Origin of the sequence: Rhizobium sp. FKY42 (assembly GCF_005222835.1) — a bacterium.
GTDB lineage: Bacteria > Pseudomonadota > Alphaproteobacteria > Rhizobiales > Rhizobiaceae > Neorhizobium.
This window is the reverse complement of the sequence record NZ_STGA01000028.1, coordinates 177873-194007: the sequence shown is the minus strand read 5'-3', so window position 1 is coordinate 194007 and position 16135 is coordinate 177873. Positions and strand designations below refer to the sequence as shown.

16 protein-coding genes and 1 tRNA gene are annotated in these 16135 nt (G+C 56.0%); 4 read left to right on the top strand and 13 right to left on the bottom strand.

What is annotated here, in order from left to right; translation table 11 throughout:
- Window positions 1–100: 100 nt before the first annotated feature.
- The 4 genes from E8M78_RS10430 to E8M78_RS10415 all read right to left on the bottom strand — a co-directional run bounded on the left by E8M78_RS10430 (window position 101) and on the right by E8M78_RS10415 (window position 4002).
- A complete protein-coding gene (locus E8M78_RS10430) occupies window positions 101–1015 on the bottom strand; it encodes a DUF4435 domain-containing protein (RefSeq protein ID WP_137134995.1) in 915 nt (304 codons plus the stop codon).
- 3 nt (window positions 1016–1018) lie between these two features.
- Window positions 1019–2557: an AAA family ATPase gene (locus tag E8M78_RS10425; RefSeq protein WP_137134994.1), complete on the bottom strand. Its 1539-nt coding sequence runs from the start codon at window positions 2555–2557 to the stop codon at window positions 1019–1021.
- Window positions 2558–3406: 849 nt separating this feature from the next.
- The gene (locus tag E8M78_RS10420) at window positions 3407–3700 is read right to left on the bottom strand and encodes an addiction module antidote protein (RefSeq protein WP_137134993.1); all 294 of its coding nucleotides are present in this window, start codon (window positions 3698–3700) and stop codon (window positions 3407–3409) included.
- Between the two features lie 5 nt (window positions 3701–3705).
- Window positions 3706–4002: a type II toxin-antitoxin system RelE/ParE family toxin gene (locus tag E8M78_RS10415; RefSeq protein WP_137134992.1), complete on the bottom strand. Its 297-nt coding sequence runs from the start codon at window positions 4000–4002 to the stop codon at window positions 3706–3708.
- 179 nt (window positions 4003–4181) lie between these two features.
- Here E8M78_RS10415 and E8M78_RS10410 point away from each other — a divergent pair, with 179 nt between their 5' ends.
- Window positions 4182–4820 (top strand): recombinase family protein, encoded by a 639-nt coding sequence (locus E8M78_RS10410; protein ID WP_137134991.1) that lies wholly within the window; start codon window positions 4182–4184, stop codon window positions 4818–4820.
- A gap of 355 nt (window positions 4821–5175) precedes the next feature.
- Here the strand turns inward: E8M78_RS10410 and E8M78_RS24035 are convergent, their stop codons facing one another.
- A complete protein-coding gene (locus tag E8M78_RS24035; protein WP_281405059.1) occupies window positions 5176–5301 on the bottom strand; it encodes a hypothetical protein in 126 nt (41 codons plus the stop codon).
- Between the two features lie 84 nt (window positions 5302–5385).
- Here E8M78_RS24035 and E8M78_RS10405 point away from each other — a divergent pair, with 84 nt between their 5' ends.
- Window positions 5386–5763: a hypothetical protein gene (locus E8M78_RS10405; protein ID WP_137134990.1), complete on the top strand. Its 378-nt coding sequence runs from the start codon at window positions 5386–5388 to the stop codon at window positions 5761–5763.
- Between the two features lie 143 nt (window positions 5764–5906).
- Here the strand turns inward: E8M78_RS10405 and E8M78_RS10400 are convergent.
- Window positions 5907–5982, bottom strand: a tRNA-Ala gene (locus E8M78_RS10400).
- Between the two features lie 151 nt (window positions 5983–6133).
- Entirely contained in the window at window positions 6134–6520 is a 387-nt protein-coding gene (locus E8M78_RS10395; RefSeq protein WP_062555449.1) for a TIGR02300 family protein, read from the bottom strand.
- 267 nt (window positions 6521–6787) lie between these two features.
- Here E8M78_RS10395 and cmk point away from each other — a divergent pair, with 267 nt between their 5' ends.
- Entirely contained in the window at window positions 6788–7423 is a 636-nt protein-coding gene (gene cmk, locus E8M78_RS10390; protein ID WP_137134989.1) for a (d)CMP kinase, read from the top strand.
- Window positions 7424–7594: 171 nt separating this feature from the next.
- Window positions 7595–9298: a 30S ribosomal protein S1 gene (gene rpsA, locus E8M78_RS10385; protein ID WP_062554976.1), complete on the top strand. Its 1704-nt coding sequence runs from the start codon at window positions 7595–7597 to the stop codon at window positions 9296–9298.
- 69 nt (window positions 9299–9367) lie between these two features.
- Here rpsA and E8M78_RS10380 read toward each other — a convergent pair whose 3' ends face one another.
- From E8M78_RS10380 to exbB, 6 genes are all read right to left on the bottom strand, one after another.
- The gene (locus E8M78_RS10380) at window positions 9368–11089 is read right to left on the bottom strand and encodes a hypothetical protein (RefSeq protein ID WP_137134988.1); all 1722 of its coding nucleotides are present in this window, start codon (window positions 11087–11089) and stop codon (window positions 9368–9370) included.
- Between the two features lie 229 nt (window positions 11090–11318).
- Window positions 11319–11945: a ribonuclease D gene (locus E8M78_RS10375; RefSeq protein WP_137134987.1), complete on the bottom strand. Its 627-nt coding sequence runs from the start codon at window positions 11943–11945 to the stop codon at window positions 11319–11321.
- A gap of 515 nt (window positions 11946–12460) precedes the next feature.
- Window positions 12461–13462: an Ldh family oxidoreductase gene (locus E8M78_RS10370; RefSeq protein WP_137134986.1), complete on the bottom strand. Its 1002-nt coding sequence runs from the start codon at window positions 13460–13462 to the stop codon at window positions 12461–12463.
- Window positions 13463–13579: 117 nt separating this feature from the next.
- Window positions 13580–14557 carry a TonB family protein gene (locus E8M78_RS10365; protein WP_137134985.1) on the bottom strand — a complete coding sequence of 326 codons (978 nt, stop codon included), beginning with the start codon at window positions 14555–14557 and terminating at the stop codon, window positions 13580–13582.
- A 10-nt stretch (window positions 14558–14567) separates the two neighbouring features.
- Window positions 14568–15023 carry a TonB system transport protein ExbD gene (exbD, locus tag E8M78_RS10360; protein WP_137134984.1) on the bottom strand — a complete coding sequence of 152 codons (456 nt, stop codon included), beginning with the start codon at window positions 15021–15023 and terminating at the stop codon, window positions 14568–14570.
- A gap of 1 nt (window position 15024) precedes the next feature.
- Window positions 15025–16092 carry a tonB-system energizer ExbB gene (exbB, locus tag E8M78_RS10355; protein WP_246658290.1) on the bottom strand — a complete coding sequence of 356 codons (1068 nt, stop codon included), beginning with the start codon at window positions 16090–16092 and terminating at the stop codon, window positions 15025–15027.
- Between the last annotated feature and the right edge of the window lie 43 nt (window positions 16093–16135).

Here is a 16135-nt window from a genome sequence, read left to right as displayed (position 1 = left end):
CCCCCCCCCCCCCCCCCCCCCCCCCCCCCCCGCAATCGGGCGGGGGCTGAGTGCTGAGAGTTGAGAAGCTAGCTCACACCTTTCCCGATACCGACTGGGCTCAAACTCGATCCGGAATAGCGTTAAGGAAGTCTTCAAAGTTCACCGGGAAGCGCGAATTTGATGCCATTGCCTGTATCGTGATTGTGGACGTGTTTACTGTCTGAGTTAGATCGGTCCCCTTGAAATAGTCTGACCCCGCATTTCGTGCGCTTTGCAGACATTCGAGCCATTTCTGAAAAAACTGGAACGCCCACTTACCGCGATACCTGATGTGAGGATCTAGGGCCGCAAACGTGGCGGTATGATCGCTAATCTCCTGCGTAGTCGGCTCACGTGGAAGTTTTATTGCTTCCTCCGGTGTGGTCTGTGAGGCAGCTATTGCCCCTAAGTTTATTTCTGCCAGATCTTTGACTTTATTAGATTTTTTTACCTTAAGGTGTAGTTGTTTGGCCAGAAACAGCCGCTCGTTTAAAGTCCGCGTCGCGGCCAAGAAGTCATCATAGTCCTTGTCAAATACCGTGACAATCGCTGCCCTGAGTTCAGGTGCCCCGTCGCAATGGAATTCATTCTTGAGCAGGTTCTCCAATGTGGCGCGGTGAACCACGGTGTTCTCTATGGAGTACTCCTGTGTCATGAAAAGATGATCTGACGACGAGAAGCTAAGCAGGTCGTCAAAGTCACGGTCTACAAAGAAATAAACTCCATTTGAAAGCCCAGCCTTATCCTTGATCGCTCCATCATGGAGTTGAAGCACTTGTTTCTTGCCTTTGCACGTCAGTGGCTCATAAACAAATCCGGGACGCACCCGCGAAATCCACTGCGAAAAAACGAGCTTGTCGTCTGGCCCCTCAAAGGCGAGAATTATGGTGTTCGGCAACTTCGACCGCAACGTGATGAGCATGGTTTTTAGAACGGCCGAGCGCTCCCGCGCATCGATGAGCTTTTGCACCTCGTCGTCAATTACCTGCGCCATTTGTTACTCGCTCAGATCAACATCAATGTCGCTGTCGGCCTCATCGCCCAATCGCATTAGCGCCTCGTCATCAACCTTCACATTGAGGGCGCGTGCGTAGGGCTCAAGCTCGTTATCGAAGACAAATGGTGAGTGCGTAATGGCTATGATTTGCTTGCAATAGGGACTACGCAGGACGTCCATTAGAATGTGCCGCTGCCAGTCTATTGATAGTGAAAGTTCTGGCTCATCGATCAGGATGACTTTCTCTCCGGGGTATAGGTAGAGTTTGGCGAATAGCGAAATCATTTGCTTTTCGCCAGAGGAGAGGGCGTCGAGCTGGATTTTCCTGCCCCACGGCACGCTTTCGACATGAATTTTGAGATTCCGCCGGTTCAGCTTTAGTTCCTTGCTGTCAATGGCGGGTGTCTCTGAACGACCATCGCTAGGGAAGCTGGTACTAAGATCACGAAGGGACAGATATTTGTTACAGCTGTCTACAAACTCTTGAACCTTTCTTTCTTTCTCGCGTGTGACAGAAATGACCTTGTCGAGCTTAGACAGGAAGTAGAAGAGGAATTTGTTGGTGGGTTTGTCGAGATCAACGCTCAAGCTGGCAATATCAGGTATGGATAAATCGTAAACAACTGGGAACATACGAGCTTCCCTACCATCCTTTAGGCGACTGAGGAAAAGTTGCAGCTCATCCTTACTCGGCAGCTTTTCGTCACCGTAGGTGAACCTATCGAAGGTGCCGTCCATCAACTCATTGATGATGTTTGCGCTGATAGTTCGGTATCCTCGGTTTGACTCGAAAAGGATCTCCTCATTGATCCCTCTCAGATGCTGGGAAATATCGGCTAGCCCAAATTGGATATCCCCCGTGAAAAGGCCGTGTCCAGAGAAAAAGCGCTTCCTCCGCGGTCGTCGGGGGCTAGGCTCTTTATCAAGAAGTGGTAGTTCCACCCTCCGATATGTGGGTAGATAAACCAGCTCTACAGCTTTCAAGGCGTCATCTAGGACTGCAACAATCCACGCGATTTTTGGAAAATTTTCTAAAAGGCCTTTGTATACTTTGTCGCAAGCAGCCAGCGCTTCATGTACGCGGTATCCATGTGCCCGAACGATAGGGCCAAAGACCCCATGTTCGGTATCTATTGGCCTTTCAAGCCGAAGCGCACCGAAATCATCTAAGAGAAAGTTCAGGAGAATGCGAGGTTCAAGTTCCCATCGCCGGGCGCTGTTGACGACAACATCTGCCATTTCAGCGCCCAAAAAACGGTCAAGATCTTCGCGTTCAAGGACAATTTCTTCTTCAATGCCGCGAAGTGTGCAGCGAATGGAGTCGAATTTCAGTCCACGAAGCCTTCCAAATTGTCGGCTCAGAAACGCGTTCATGGCGCCTATCAGCGTGGTTTTGCCGGAGCCATTCTTGGCGATGATCACTGTCGCGGCATATTCCGATGCAAGCGAGATCGTGCGGTAGCCGTAGAGATTTACGATGGAGAAGGATCTAATCAGCGACTCTGTGCTGCCGACGTCCGGTTCTGCGTCGATAATCATCAGAAAATGCCCCCTGCCTAGTACGCCATTGACGCTATACCTACAATTGAAGATGAGCGCCCGTCAACCATCGGAAGGTGCCGCTAATGACCCTTGATTTGTCGGTAACCCTTTCCTCCTAAGGGGTGTAAGACCACACATGATTGGGCCCCACCTAACGTCGTTGATTACGGCCCACCCTAGGAGAGAGTGATAAATAGGTGAGGGAGAGGGGATGTGAGAATACCTTCTATCTCCCTGATCCTATTTCTGATGATGGGAGTGGATGGTGAGAGTGAACAGATAGAGGTGAGATAGAGGAGAACCCAAAGCGAAACCTAAAGGTGCCTTGATCATCTCCTTCATCACTCGACCGCTGAGCCATAGGCTGAAGACCACAGGTGATTAGGACGCACCTAACGTCGTCAATTGGGACGCACCCTAGGAGAGGGTGATAATAGGTGGAGGAGAGGGGAAGTGAGAATACCCCTTACTCTCCCTGATCCTATTGGAGATGATGGGAGTGGATGGTGAGAGTGAACAGATAGAGGTGAGTTAGAGGATCACCTAAAGGGTAACCTAAAGGGGGAGTGGGGTGATTGACCACCATCAACATCCCTCATGCAATGTCTCTCTGATGGAGGAGAACGCTCTTGATTGTAGACCTCCCGCTCGCTTGTCTGCCGTGAGTAGGTGGTCTCCCTTGCCATCCCCAGCCCCTCAGAGGGCATGTAAAGACGGGAGGTACGTGGTTCGAATGGGTCGTTTAGTTGGTGGCGAAAATCTGAGCGCCAGCCTCGACTGGACTTGCTCGATAATTCCCCCGTGCCCCCCGGCCAAGTCCGCGCTCTGGCGTACTGTGTTGCTTGCTCAAGCTGCCCTATGAGGCGTCACCGTAAGATCAAAACCCATAGCCTTGACGACCTTCATCACCGTGCCAAACTCCGGGTTTCCATCCGCACTCAATGCCCGATAGAGGTTCTCCCTCGACAATCCTGCATCCTTTGCAATCTGGCTCATGCCTCGCGCTCTGGCAACGTCCCCGATAGCCGCCGCAATCATGGCAGGGTCGCCCTCTTCGAACACTGCTTCCAGAAACAGCGCAATCTTTTCCTCCGTGTCGAGGTGCTGGGTTACGTCCCATCTGGTCGTCTTCAGCGCCATGGTCGTTATCCTTTCGCGTCCTTTGCCATCTGCTTTGCTGTGGCAATGTCAGCCGGTTGCGTTGCCTTGTCGCCACCACACAGCAGGATAATAACTACCTTGGCCTGCCTCATGAAATAGACCCGGTAGCCGGGGCCGTAATCAATTCGAAGTTCACTGATGCCTTCGCCCACCGGCTTCACGTCTCCGGGGTTTCCCATCGACAGGCGATAGATGCGAGCATTGATCCGGGCCTTGGCACGTTCGTCTTTCAGCCGGGAGAACCACTCGGCATATGTCTCGGTTTCCCGTATCTCAATCATGGGGTGGACTGTAGCGCACGAGCTACATACGGGCAAGTGGGGCTTATATGTTCTGACCGTTGAGGTATACCTCAGCGTACATCTTCATGCTGACCACAAAGACCGTCCGTAAGGGTTGACTTCATTCTACGGACATGCATTTCTCCGGACAGAACCCATATGGTCAGTCAGGAAACCTCATGTCCACCATCCTCTATGCCCGCGTCTCAACAGCGGACCAGACTCTTCATCACCAGAAGACACAAGCCGAGCAGGCAGGTTTCGTCATTGACGCTGTGGTAAGTGACCATGGAGTTTCAGGCGCATCCACAGCCCTCAGAGAGCGTCCTGAAGGCAAGCGGCTCTTCGACATGCTGCGCAAGGGTGACACCCTCGTGGTACGCTGGGTGGACCGCCTCGGGCGAAACTACCAAGACGTTACGGACACCATCAGAGAGTTCATGGGGCGTGGCGTCATCATCCGCACGGTCATCAATAACATGACCTTTGACGGCTCGACCACGGACCCCATTCAGATGGCTGTGAGAGACGCGCTCATTGCGTTCATGGCGGCAACCGCACAAGCACAGCACGAGGCAACGAAAGCCAGCCAGCGGGCCGGTATCGAAGCGGCGAAAGCGGAAGGCAAAACCTACCTCGGGAGAAAGCCGAGCTATGACCGGAAGTCGTTCAATGCCGTCATTGATATGCTCGGCACCGGAACGACGAGCGTCAGCGAGATTGCGAGGGTGACGGGCCTCACACGCCAGACCGTTCTCCGCATCAAGCAAGACCCCGCGAAGGCTGAAGCCCTGATTGCCAGTTGGGGACTTGCTTAATCGCGTCCGCGCTTCTCTCGGGGCGTATCGATTGCTTTGCGGCAAATCACCCGGAGGGGCCACTGGAGTTGACACATCAGGGCTCTTTAGGTGGCCCTCTGAGAAGCCAACTTGTCCACAGGGGTGCATTCCCCTTTTCTCTTTGATTTCAGAGGGCTGTGTCCCTTCAATCCATCAGTGAGATCATCTCGTAAGTGCATGTTTTTATTTAGCTTTACGGAACTTCTGTCGTGACTCATAACGTTGCCAGCAGCGCAGCGCTGCACCAGCGGAGGCAATCATGGGTCCAATCATCATCAGCTTCAACATCCCCTACATCTGTGATTTTTTCTTTTCTTCGACGGATGAAACCTCATCACGACAGGGCCGCTTCCTTGACGCTGAGCTTATTGCTGGCGGTTTCAAGCTGTGGCGGGGGAACGCTCATCTGATCATCGAACTTCACGCCTTGCGCAAAATGCGGGCGACGTTCGCAGCCCATTCAGGGCCTGCATAGTGCTGGGTCTCTCTGCCTCCATAGGCCGCATCTTCAATCCTCAAATCCAATCGCGAAAGAAAGCCCAATATGGACTCCAATCCTCCGTCACAGTTTGTCGAGCTTCAGCTTGTTCCTCGAAATCGTTTAAAGACCGCCGACCGCATCCGGTTAAAGAAGTGGGAGAGCTGGCTGGTCAAGACACTGACTTCCATCCACCAGATGGGCGCAATCGGACTGCCCCCGCCAACGAACCTTCTCGAAAAGACGCGGAACGTTCTGCAAGCGCTTCATGACGGTGCAGAAAGCTGGACTGAGTTGGAAGAGTTGGGACGCCTTGAACCTGCCCCCGAGTTTCCCTCCGTCTGGCCCGATGATTTCCCGGTAAGGGCCGCGCTTGCGGCAATGGCTTACCTCGAAGAGGTTCGAGAGGTCAGAAAAATCAGTCTGGCGGCACGAACCGAGTAGGGCGGGACTTCAGCTTACGTCAGGACGAGTTTTAGAGGATGCTTAAAATTGGTCTGAGACGTTGGTCTGAATTGGTCTGAAGGATTTTTTGCCTTCGGCCTAAACATCTGATTTCATTGCTATATTCAGGAAGGCGAATTGAGTGGTGGAGCTAAGCGGGATCGAACCGCTGACCTCTTGCATGCCATGCAAGCGCTCTCCCAGCTGAGCTATAGCCCCAATAGGGTACCGGGCATTTACCGGTTCCGGGAACCCGCTCGAAGCAGCGCTTCTGTCGGGGTGGCGGCTTATTACTTCCGGAAATTTCCGAGCGCAAGCCGAAAATGAAAAGCCCGATGATTTTTTTCACCGGGCCTCGAAATTCAAGAGCTTAGACTTCGTCTTCGTCGCCACCGACGCCGATGATGCCGGAAACATCGTCATCATCATCGTCTTCGTCAGCTTCCAGGAAGGTGTCGTCGTCATCGCCATCGATTTCAACGTCGTCATCGCCCATATCTGGAATATCATCGCCGGCTGCCGCGTCATCACCTTCTTCGAGTGAGACGAGTTCGACATCGGGATTTTCCGTATCGACTTCGGCGACCTCTTCCTCTTCTGCCTGTTCCATCTTCATCTGGGCCGTGTTCTCTTCAAAGAAAGACAGCGGCCAGGATTTGCCGGTGTAAGGAGAAACGACCGGATCTCTGTTCAGGTCGTAGAATTTCTTGCCCGTATCCGGGTCGGTACGCTTGGTTCCAAGTTCCGCTTTTGCCACTGTGGATGCCCCGTGAGAATGGCCGATCAGTTCGGCGTTGCCGCAAATGCGACGCTCAAAAATGTTAGCCGGTCCCATTAAAGCTTGTAAATCCCCATGTCAAAGGCAAACTTCGCATGTAAATACCCGGTTTCCGGCCCCTTTTGCAGAACCTGTCGCATGCGCGTCGTCCCCATCAACTCACGCAGAACAATACAAAACTTATCCGTCTGGTCATGCGACGGATATTTCGTTAAGCCGGATCCCGTTGATTTTCGGGAGTGAGCCATGAGTTTTATCATCGCGATTGATGGGCCAGCTGCTGCCGGCAAAGGAACGCTTTCCCGCAGGATAGCCGAAACCTACGGCTTCCATCACCTCGATACGGGCCTGACTTATCGTGCTACGGCGAAGGCGCTGCTGGATGCCGGCCTGCCGCTGGACGATGAGGAGGTGGCTGCGACGATGGCTCATGAGGTCGATCTCGCGGGTCTGGATCGATCTGTTCTGGCGCAGCACCATATTGGAGAGGCGGCTTCCAAAATTGCAGTCATGCCGTTGGTTCGGCGCGCGCTTGTCGAAGCGCAACGCCTCTTTTCGAGCCGAGAGCCGGGAACCGTGCTGGATGGCCGCGATATCGGCACGGTTGTCTGCCCACAGGCGCAGGTGAAGCTTTATGTGACGGCCTCGCCGGACGTGCGTGCAAGGCGTCGCCATGATGAAATCATCGCCAATGGTGGAAGTGCCAATTACGCGGCCATTTTCGAAGATGTCAAAAAGCGCGATGAACGCGATATGGGGCGCGCTGATAGCCCTTTGAAACCGGCAGATGATGCGCACTTGCTTGATACATCGGAAATGAGTATAGAGGCCGCATTTCAGGCCGCCAAGATCTTGATCGACGCAGTCCTGAACCCCAATTGACGGTCCGTCGGCCAAGCCGGTGAACCCGAGACTGAACAGACTAAGCTTGAAGATATGGGTCCTGCGCCGGATTGCCCTCGAAGTGTGTAGGGCGGACTTGTTCTTTGGGTATGAACAACACCAACCCCCGGCGCATTGCGTGCCAGACAAACGGCACGATCAGGAGATTTCATGTCAGTAGCAACCCCCACGCGGGAAGATTTCGCAGCCCTTCTCGAAGAATCCTTTGCCTCCAACGATCTGGCCGAAGGCTACGTTGCCAAGGGTACGGTCACGGCAATCGAGAAGGACGTCGCGGTTATCGACGTAGGCCTCAAGGTTGAAGGCCGCGTTCCGCTGAAGGAATTCGGCGCCAAGGGCAAGGACGGCTCGCTCAAGGTCGGCGACGAAGTTGAAGTTTACGTAGAGCGCATTGAAAACGCTCTCGGCGAAGCTGTTCTGTCGCGCGAAAAGGCTCGCCGCGAAGAAAGCTGGATCAAGCTCGAAGCCAAGTTTGAAGCTGGTGAGCGCGTTGAAGGCGTTATCTTCAACCAGGTCAAGGGCGGCTTCACGGTTGACCTCGACGGCGCTGTTGCCTTCCTTCCGCGCTCTCAGGTCGATATCCGTCCGATCCGCGACGTAACGCCTCTGATGCACAACCCGCAGCCCTTCGAAATCCTCAAGATGGACAAGCGTCGCGGCAACATCGTTGTTTCGCGCCGTACGGTTCTGGAAGAGTCCCGTGCCGAGCAGCGTTCTGAAATCGTCCAGAACCTCGAAGAAGGTCAGGTTGTTGACGGCGTCGTCAAGAACATCACCGATTACGGTGCGTTCGTTGACCTCGGTGGCATCGACGGCCTGCTGCACGTCACCGACATGGCATGGCGCCGTGTGAACCATCCGTCGGAAATCCTGAACATCGGCCAGCAGGTCAAGGTTCAGATCATCCGCATCAACCAGGAAACTCATCGTATCTCGCTCGGCATGAAGCAGCTCGAGTCGGATCCGTGGGATGGCATCTCCGCCAAGTACCCGGTTGGCAAGAAGATCTCCGGTACCGTTACCAACATCACCGACTACGGTGCATTCGTTGAGCTGGAGCCGGGCATCGAAGGCCTCATCCACATTTCCGAAATGTCCTGGACGAAGAAGAACGTTCATCCCGGCAAGATCCTGTCCACAAGCCAGGAAGTTGACGTGGTCGTTCTCGAAGTCGATCCGTCCAAGCGTCGTATCTCGCTCGGCCTCAAGCAGACGCTTGAGAACCCGTGGCAGGCATTTGCCTACAGCCATCCGGCTGGCACGGAAGTTGAAGGCGAAGTCAAGAACAAGACCGAATTCGGCCTGTTCATCGGCCTCGAAGGCGACGTCGATGGCATGGTTCACCTGTCCGACCTCGACTGGAACCGTCCGGGCGAGCAGGTCATCGAAGAGTTCAACAAGGGCGATGTGGTCAAGGCTGTCGTTCTGGATGTTGACGTCGAGAAGGAGCGCATCTCGCTCGGCATCAAGCAGCTCGGTCGTGATACGGTCGGTGAAGCCGCTTCCTCCGGCGAACTGCGCAAGAACGCTGTCGTTTCGTGCGAAGTCATCGGTGTTAACGATGGTGGCGTTGAAGTGAAGCTCGTCAACCATGAAGACATCACGTCGTTCATCCGTCGTGGCGATCTTGCCCGCGACCGCGATGATCAGCGTCCTGAGCGCTTCTCCGTTGGCCAGGTCTTTGATGCTCGCGTCGTCAACTTCTCCAAGAAGGACCGTAAGGTCATGCTGTCGATCAAGGCTCTCGAGATCGCAGAAGAGAAGGAAGCTGTTGCACAGTTCGGTTCGTCCGATTCTGGCGCGTCGCTCGGCGACATCCTGGGCGCGGCTCTGAAGAACCGCAGCAACGACTAATCGTCGCTGGATTGAATAGAAGAACCTGCCGGTGCCTTGATTGGCCCCGGCGGGTTTTTTTGTTGCCTGTTACCAGCCGCCCAGCCGCCCGTAGAAGTCGGATGATTCTGCCGAGGCAGATGTGTCCTCTTCAGATGCCTTGGGAGCGTCGCTGCGATGCGAAGGCTCGTCACGGTCACGAGATTGACCTTGCTGATTGTCTCGCTGGCGCCTGTGGTGCCGCTCCTCATCCTCCGCCTCTACCGCCGGAATCAGGACATCTTCATCGTCACCCGGTCCGCCGTCTGAGGGGTAGAGCACATGCGCTGGCACAGCACTCTCCTTCAGGACTGTCCGCATCTGGACCAGGGCCTGCGCCAAGCCCGCGATGGCGGATTCATTCTGAAGCAAGGCCGCAGTCAGGCTAAGCGGGATGGCAGGTTGTGGAATGATCTCCGGCGCACTGGGAGCGGACAAACTGTCTGGTGGAAGCGATTTCGAAAATGGGGCGTGATCTTTGGAAGCTGCTGCTTGCCGTGCGGTCAGCGTCTCCCTGTTCATACCATCAAGCACATCTTCCTCAGCAGTCGAAGTGGTCACCCCGATGCGCTGAAGAAACAGGTGTGAGCCGCTTTCCCCTTCTGCGCCTTCCATGGCCTCCAGCTCCGAGGCTTCAAGGATCAATCTCTTGGCAAGTGTCGCATCAATTATTGGCACTGTGCGGCCCGATGAGTTGGCAGTGGTTTTCACATCCGCCGGACGTGCCCCTCCTTCCTCATCTGTTGCCTCACTGGCGTGTGGCAGGATCTGCCGATAGCCCCTTTCGTCCATATCACTCTCGTCCAGAGTGAAAGAAGGGTTTCCCGTTTGCTGCATTTCGACTGTCGTTGATGTGTCGGCAGAAAGTTTTGTGTGGGCACGCAGCGAATCTGCTACCGCCTCGCCGTCGGATGGTCGCAGCGGCGCCGACGTTACCGTGGCCAAGGCAGGCGATGTGCTGGAAGGCATCGCGCTTCGGCCCTGCCGGGTCGATTGTTGCGCAGCCTCCTGGTCAATATCCAAATCACTACCCTTGATTGCGATCTCAATACTAACAAGCTCGTTAGAGCCAGATATGGTTTCTGGCTTACCTCGATCGGCCATTGGCTGGCCGCTTGAAAGTGCGGATCGAGCAAGCGCCCGCAGGCCAGCTGAAGCCTGCTCTGCCAGCTGGCCCATCAGACTGTTTGCACGCGATTGGTCTTTCTGCACGGTATCATTGGCAGCCTTTGGCGGGACGACCGGCCGAAACGCCTCCGGCATTTCATCGATGTCTTCAAGGTCGGTGTAACCGGCGCTGATTTGCCGCTGAACCGCTTCGCGATCGCGACCGACGGCTTCCAACTGAGCCGCTAGCTTCGTCGCTTCTGGCCCTGTGGGGTTGCGTAGCACCTGAGCGAGCATCCCGATCGCCAGGCCGCGGACCCACTGATTGAGCGCCTTCTGCAGAGCAGCCTGTGCAGATGGCGACAGGGCCTTCAGCGCATCCAGCAATCTTTCCGTAAAATTTGCCAGACTTTCATCCGGTTGCCGCTGGATGTTGAGCAAAGAGCCAATCATGTCCGTCACATTGGCAACGCTACGCCCGCTGAAAAGCTGTCCGGCCAGTGCGAGCGCCACAAGCCGTTCCTGAACGGGTTGGGCCGTATTGACCGGGATTACCGGCTCAATGTCACTACCCGCTGGCGGTTTGATGGACTGGGTATCAACTGATGCGTCCTGGGGTGACTGTGCCGGACGGAGAGAGGCAACGCTGGAAATGGGCGGCAGCATAAGGAAACCTCCGCTTGCCTTGGACAACGGGCATTTCGGCGAACTTCAGGAGCCTCCCAAGGTTTCCTTTCCCTGTGCCACATCTCATGACGTGAATCTGCCGACAGGCTACTAGCCTACCCAGATCAAGGTAAATCTTTAGTAAACGACATATGCCGGAAGGCCGGTTTTACTGTGATCGAGCAATCAATATGTCGCAAATCGAACCAGTCAGTCACCTTCGCCACCATCAACTATGGGCGAAGATATCCGTCTCTTCCCAACCCAGAAGATCCAGCTTCGAGCGTGTCGGTAAGAAGGCAAAACATGCTGCCGCCAGTTCCATACGGTCGTCACGCATCAGACGTGCGATCAGTTTGTCTTTCAACGCGTGGAGATGCAGAACATCCGAGGCCGCATATTCGAGCTGTGCCTGAGATAGGACCTCGGCCGCCCAGTCTGTCTGCTGTTGCGCTTTGGAGATGTCGACCTCCAGAAGCTCCTTGAGATTGTCCTTCAGGCCATGACGATCCGTGTAGGTACGGGTAAGGCGGGATGCGATCTTGGTGCAGAACACGTTTTCTATCGTTACGTCGAAGGTATGGAAAAGCACCGCGATATCGAACCGGCCATAGTGAAAGATCTTTTGCCGCGAAGCATCGGCCAGAAGACTGCAAAGATTCGGTGCTTGAGATTGACCGCGGGCAATACGAATGACATCCGCCGTGCCGTCTCCAGGCGAGAGCTGGACGACGCAAAGGCGGTCTCGCCGCGGAACCAGGCCGAGTGTCTCCGTGTCGATTGCGATAGCATCCGTGTATCGCTTAATGTCCAACCCGGAAATGTCGCCTTCGTGATAGCGGATCGTGGTGCTCATGCCTGCCCTCAGTTATCAAGTCTCGGATCAATCTAGAGCATGTCGCACAAAAGTGTGCAGCGGTCTTGCGACAACGACATGCGATAAGGGAGCGGATCTGAAAGATCGCGACACGCTTAGCGAATGCCTACTTCAAGCTCAGCTTGATCAAAAGCGAAATTCACCCTCAAGATCGAGGGTTTTCGCCCCATCTTTCCAGAGCCTCCAGTTAGCAATCGCTCAAACATTTGGCGGAGGCAGGAGAAGCTATGCATTTTTCGCATTGCTGCAATGCGGTGAAGCTCTTGTTTCCGCCGACCATAAGTCATATATATCAAGCATCGAAGCGACGCACTCCTCCTCCCAGCGTCGCACGATGAGATCGGCAATCTCCTCCTCCTCCCAAATTGCCGATCAGGTTTAAAAGCCTGCCGCACCTCCTCCCGCGGCAGGCTTTTTCATTTCTGGAACGCGTTCATCAGCCGCTCTTGCAAACTGTCTGAAGCCATATGGCTGCTTCCGCTTATTCTACGCCGTCAGTGATGCACAATCAGCTTTTCGATGGCCTGCATCAAGCTATCATCAACCTCCAGCCCGTTCTGAAGGGCAAGCGCCCGCAGACCTAGACCCCGTCGACCAGGCAATCGTACGCCCTCTTCGGGAGACATCTCCTCCGCAAGAAGCTGAATACGGCTGTTGACGCGTTCACCTGCAGCCGCGCAGGGATCAATCGCGATGATGAAATGGTCGAGTGCCGGAGCGGGCCCTTGATCGTCGAAAAGCGAGCTTGCCTCGAACGAATAGTTGGCACCTGAAAGGCTGGCGGACAAGACCTCAACCATTAAAGCCAGTGCAGCTCCCTTGGCGCCACCAGCGGGCGCCATGGTTCCAACCAAGGCAGTTGTCGCGTCGGTCGTGGGATTGCCGTCAGGGTCCAGAGCCCAGTCGTCTGGTATTGGCGTACGCTTCTGGTGCGCCTCCATGACCTTGCCGCGCGCGACTTTCGATAGCGCAAGATCAATAATGATCGGCTCCTGCCCTGTGACGGGCAGACCAAATGCTATGGGGTGCGTGCCGAAAAGCGGTCGCCTGCCTCCCCATGGTGCCATGGATGTCGGAGCATTGGCAAACATCAGGGCAATGAGACCCTTCTCGGCAAACCGCTCCACCGTCAGCGCAAGAACGCCTGCGTGATGCGAGCGATGAATGGCCGCCGCCGCGATACCCTGGCTCTTCGCAACGGGCACGAGCCGATCAATGGCAATATCGATTGCAGGATAGGCAAAACCAAGCCCTGCATCGATGGAGAGCATCGAGGGTCGCGGTTGGGTCACGACTACATCTGCATCCGCCTTCAACTTTCCGGACCGCGCCTGCGCGACGTAGGCCTGTACGCGTCTCAGGCCATGCCCGGATTGTCCAGCCGCCTCTGCCGCAACCAGGCTTTTCGCAACTGACAGCGCGGCTGTTGCCGGAACGCCATTGGCCTCGAAGACGGAAGCCATCTGACGTTCGAGTTCGGAAAGCGAGATATGCATGCTTTAGCCCTTGTCTGGTCGCGGCGAACAAATCCCGAGAGCGCGGCCCGCAAGGGTTTCAAAAGATTTGCGCATATTGATATCGCACAACCGCGACACACGTTTGCGCGGCATACTTTAGCAGTTTCTATAGCCGAGCGGAACCGTAATCTTGTTGCCGATGCCCGAAGGCGGTGGCGGCACAGGGGAGGCCCGGCGGACAAGATCCACCATGTAATCATCGAAATCGCCAAAGCCCGAAGAGCGAGCCAGCGAAACTGCGCTCAAGTTTCCGCCGCCATCAATTCGAAAGCTGACATAGGCGGTGCCACGTCCATTGGCCGGGCACTTTCCTCTCTGACGTGCCAGATGCGCCGCAAGCTTGGCCTGCCACTTCGCCGGTGAAACAGAAGAGGTGCCCGTTGCGCTGGATGTGGCGGCTGCGGCGGTTCGCGTCGATTCCTGAACGTCGGCCTTTGCCTGTACGGCAGCTTTCGCTGCAGGTGGCTGCGGTTTCGGCTTACGCTGTTCCACCTTCTTTTCAGGCTTCGGCTCGGGCTTCTGTATCACCACCGGCTTTGGCGTCTCCGGGGCAGGCCGGGCTGCGGGCAGGGGAACCTCCACGTGCTCCATCATGGTAAGCTGTTGGTCTGCCGGTTGTTCAACGGGCTCCGGAATCTCCTGTGGAATCGTCTGGGTCGTCTCCTGCACCGGTTCCGGCTTCTCCTCGATCGGCGGCGGTTCCGGTTTGAGCATGGCAGTTTCCAGAGGCTGCTCTGCTGGCGGTTCCGGTGTTGGCTCGGTCTCGGGGACGGGTTGTGCATCAGGCGTCAATTCGGCCTGCTCAACCGGTTCGCTCTGCTCTGTTTTGACCTCAAGCGAATCCTGCGTCTCTTCGGAAATAACGGTTTCCTCGGTCGCTGCGGCCTCCGGAACTGCTGCAAGCTCGATCATGATCGCCGCAGGCGGCGCAAGATCACCGCTTTCCTCCGGCTCATGACGCAGCAGAACAGCGGCCGCAGCCAGATGCGCAGTCAGGACCAGCGAACTTGCACCGGTCCACAGGGCTGCTTCACCCAGTCTTCGTTTCCATCTGCCGGCTGTGGATGTCATCATGACTAACTCCTCAAGGCTTCGGTGCCGGTGTCGTCGTTGATGGAGCGCCAACCGTTTCCAGGCCCACAAGAGCGATCTTCAAGTAACCGGCATCGCGCAAAAGGTTCATGACTTCCATGAAGTGGCCGTAGTCCACCATCTTGTCGGCACGCAGGAAGATCCGCGTATCCTTGTTGCCCTGTGTCTGCGCTTCCAGTGCCTGTGAAAGCTGCTCGCGCGCTACGGGGTCATTGCCAAGATTCAAACTGAGATCTTCCTTCACGGTCAGATACAGCGGTTGCTCAGGTCTCTGGGCCGGTTTCGCGGTCGAGGCGGGGAGATCGACATTAACATCCACTGTCGCGAGCGGCGCCGCCACCATGAAGATGATCAGCAGAACGAGCATGACATCGATGAAAGGGGTGACATTGATCTCGTGATTCTCGCTCAGATCATCCCCGTGGTTTTCGCGAATTCCGCCTGCCATGTCACTCTCCCGCCATCAGCGACACGTTGGGTTTCGTGCGCTGGCCAGGCGGCACTTTGCGGAAGTCCAGATCGCGGCTCACCAACCGCTCGACGCCTGCGGCTGCATCGGCCAGCAACTGCCGGTAACCGGTAATGGACCGGGCAAAGATGTTGTAGATCACCACGGCAGGAATGGCGGCCACAAGACCGATCGCAGTCGCCAGCAGCGCTTCGGCAATGCCGGGTGCAACAACAGCAAGGTTGGTCGTCTGGGATTCGGAAATGCCTATGAAGGAGTTCATGATCCCCCAGACGGTTCCAAAAAGCCCGACGAAGGGACCGACGGAACCAATGGTCGCAAGAGCGCCCGTGCCGCGCATCATCCGGCGACCCGCGCCAACCTCGATCCGTGAAAGTACCGAAGCGACGCGCTCCTTGACGCCTGAATTGTCTGCATGATCGAGCGTGGTCTCGGAAAGCTTGAGTTCGCGGGCTGCCTCATGAAGCATGGTGGCGGCAGGACCTTTACGCCGCTCCGCAAGCACAATGGCGTCCGCCAGTGTGCGCGATTGACGAACCGCCTCCACGATTGCCGTTGCCCGACGCCGCGCGCCCATAAGTTCCAGAGATTTTGCCAGCCAGACCGTCCAGGTTAGCAGGGAGGCGAGAGCAAGGCCGACCATGACGCTCTTGACCACCCAATCGGCTGCCATGAACATGCCCAAGGGCGAAAGATTGTGGGGAATGTCCGAGCGCTCGCCAGCTGGCAGCAACTGGGAGAGCGCTTGACCCGTTGCCTCGACAATCGACGTACCCTGTGGCGCCTCGCCAACTGGCGGCGTCGGCGTTGCTGCCGAGCTAGCAGCAGTCGGAGCTGTGGTCTGCACAGGGACGACAGGTGCGCTCTGTGCGACAGGTGGCGTCACTGCCGGGGCGGTTTGCTGGGGTTGGGGTGTTGGAGGTTGCTCGGCTTGTGCCAGGACTGGCAGGGCAGTGAATGCAAGGCAGGTTGCTACCAGAAGCATCCGGTTCCAGGATTTCCGGACTGCCGGCAGTTGAATAGAGAGGTTGGCGAGTGTGTAAGACATGGACAGCTCCCGATTTCTGACCGGCATCAGGGAAGACGGGTGA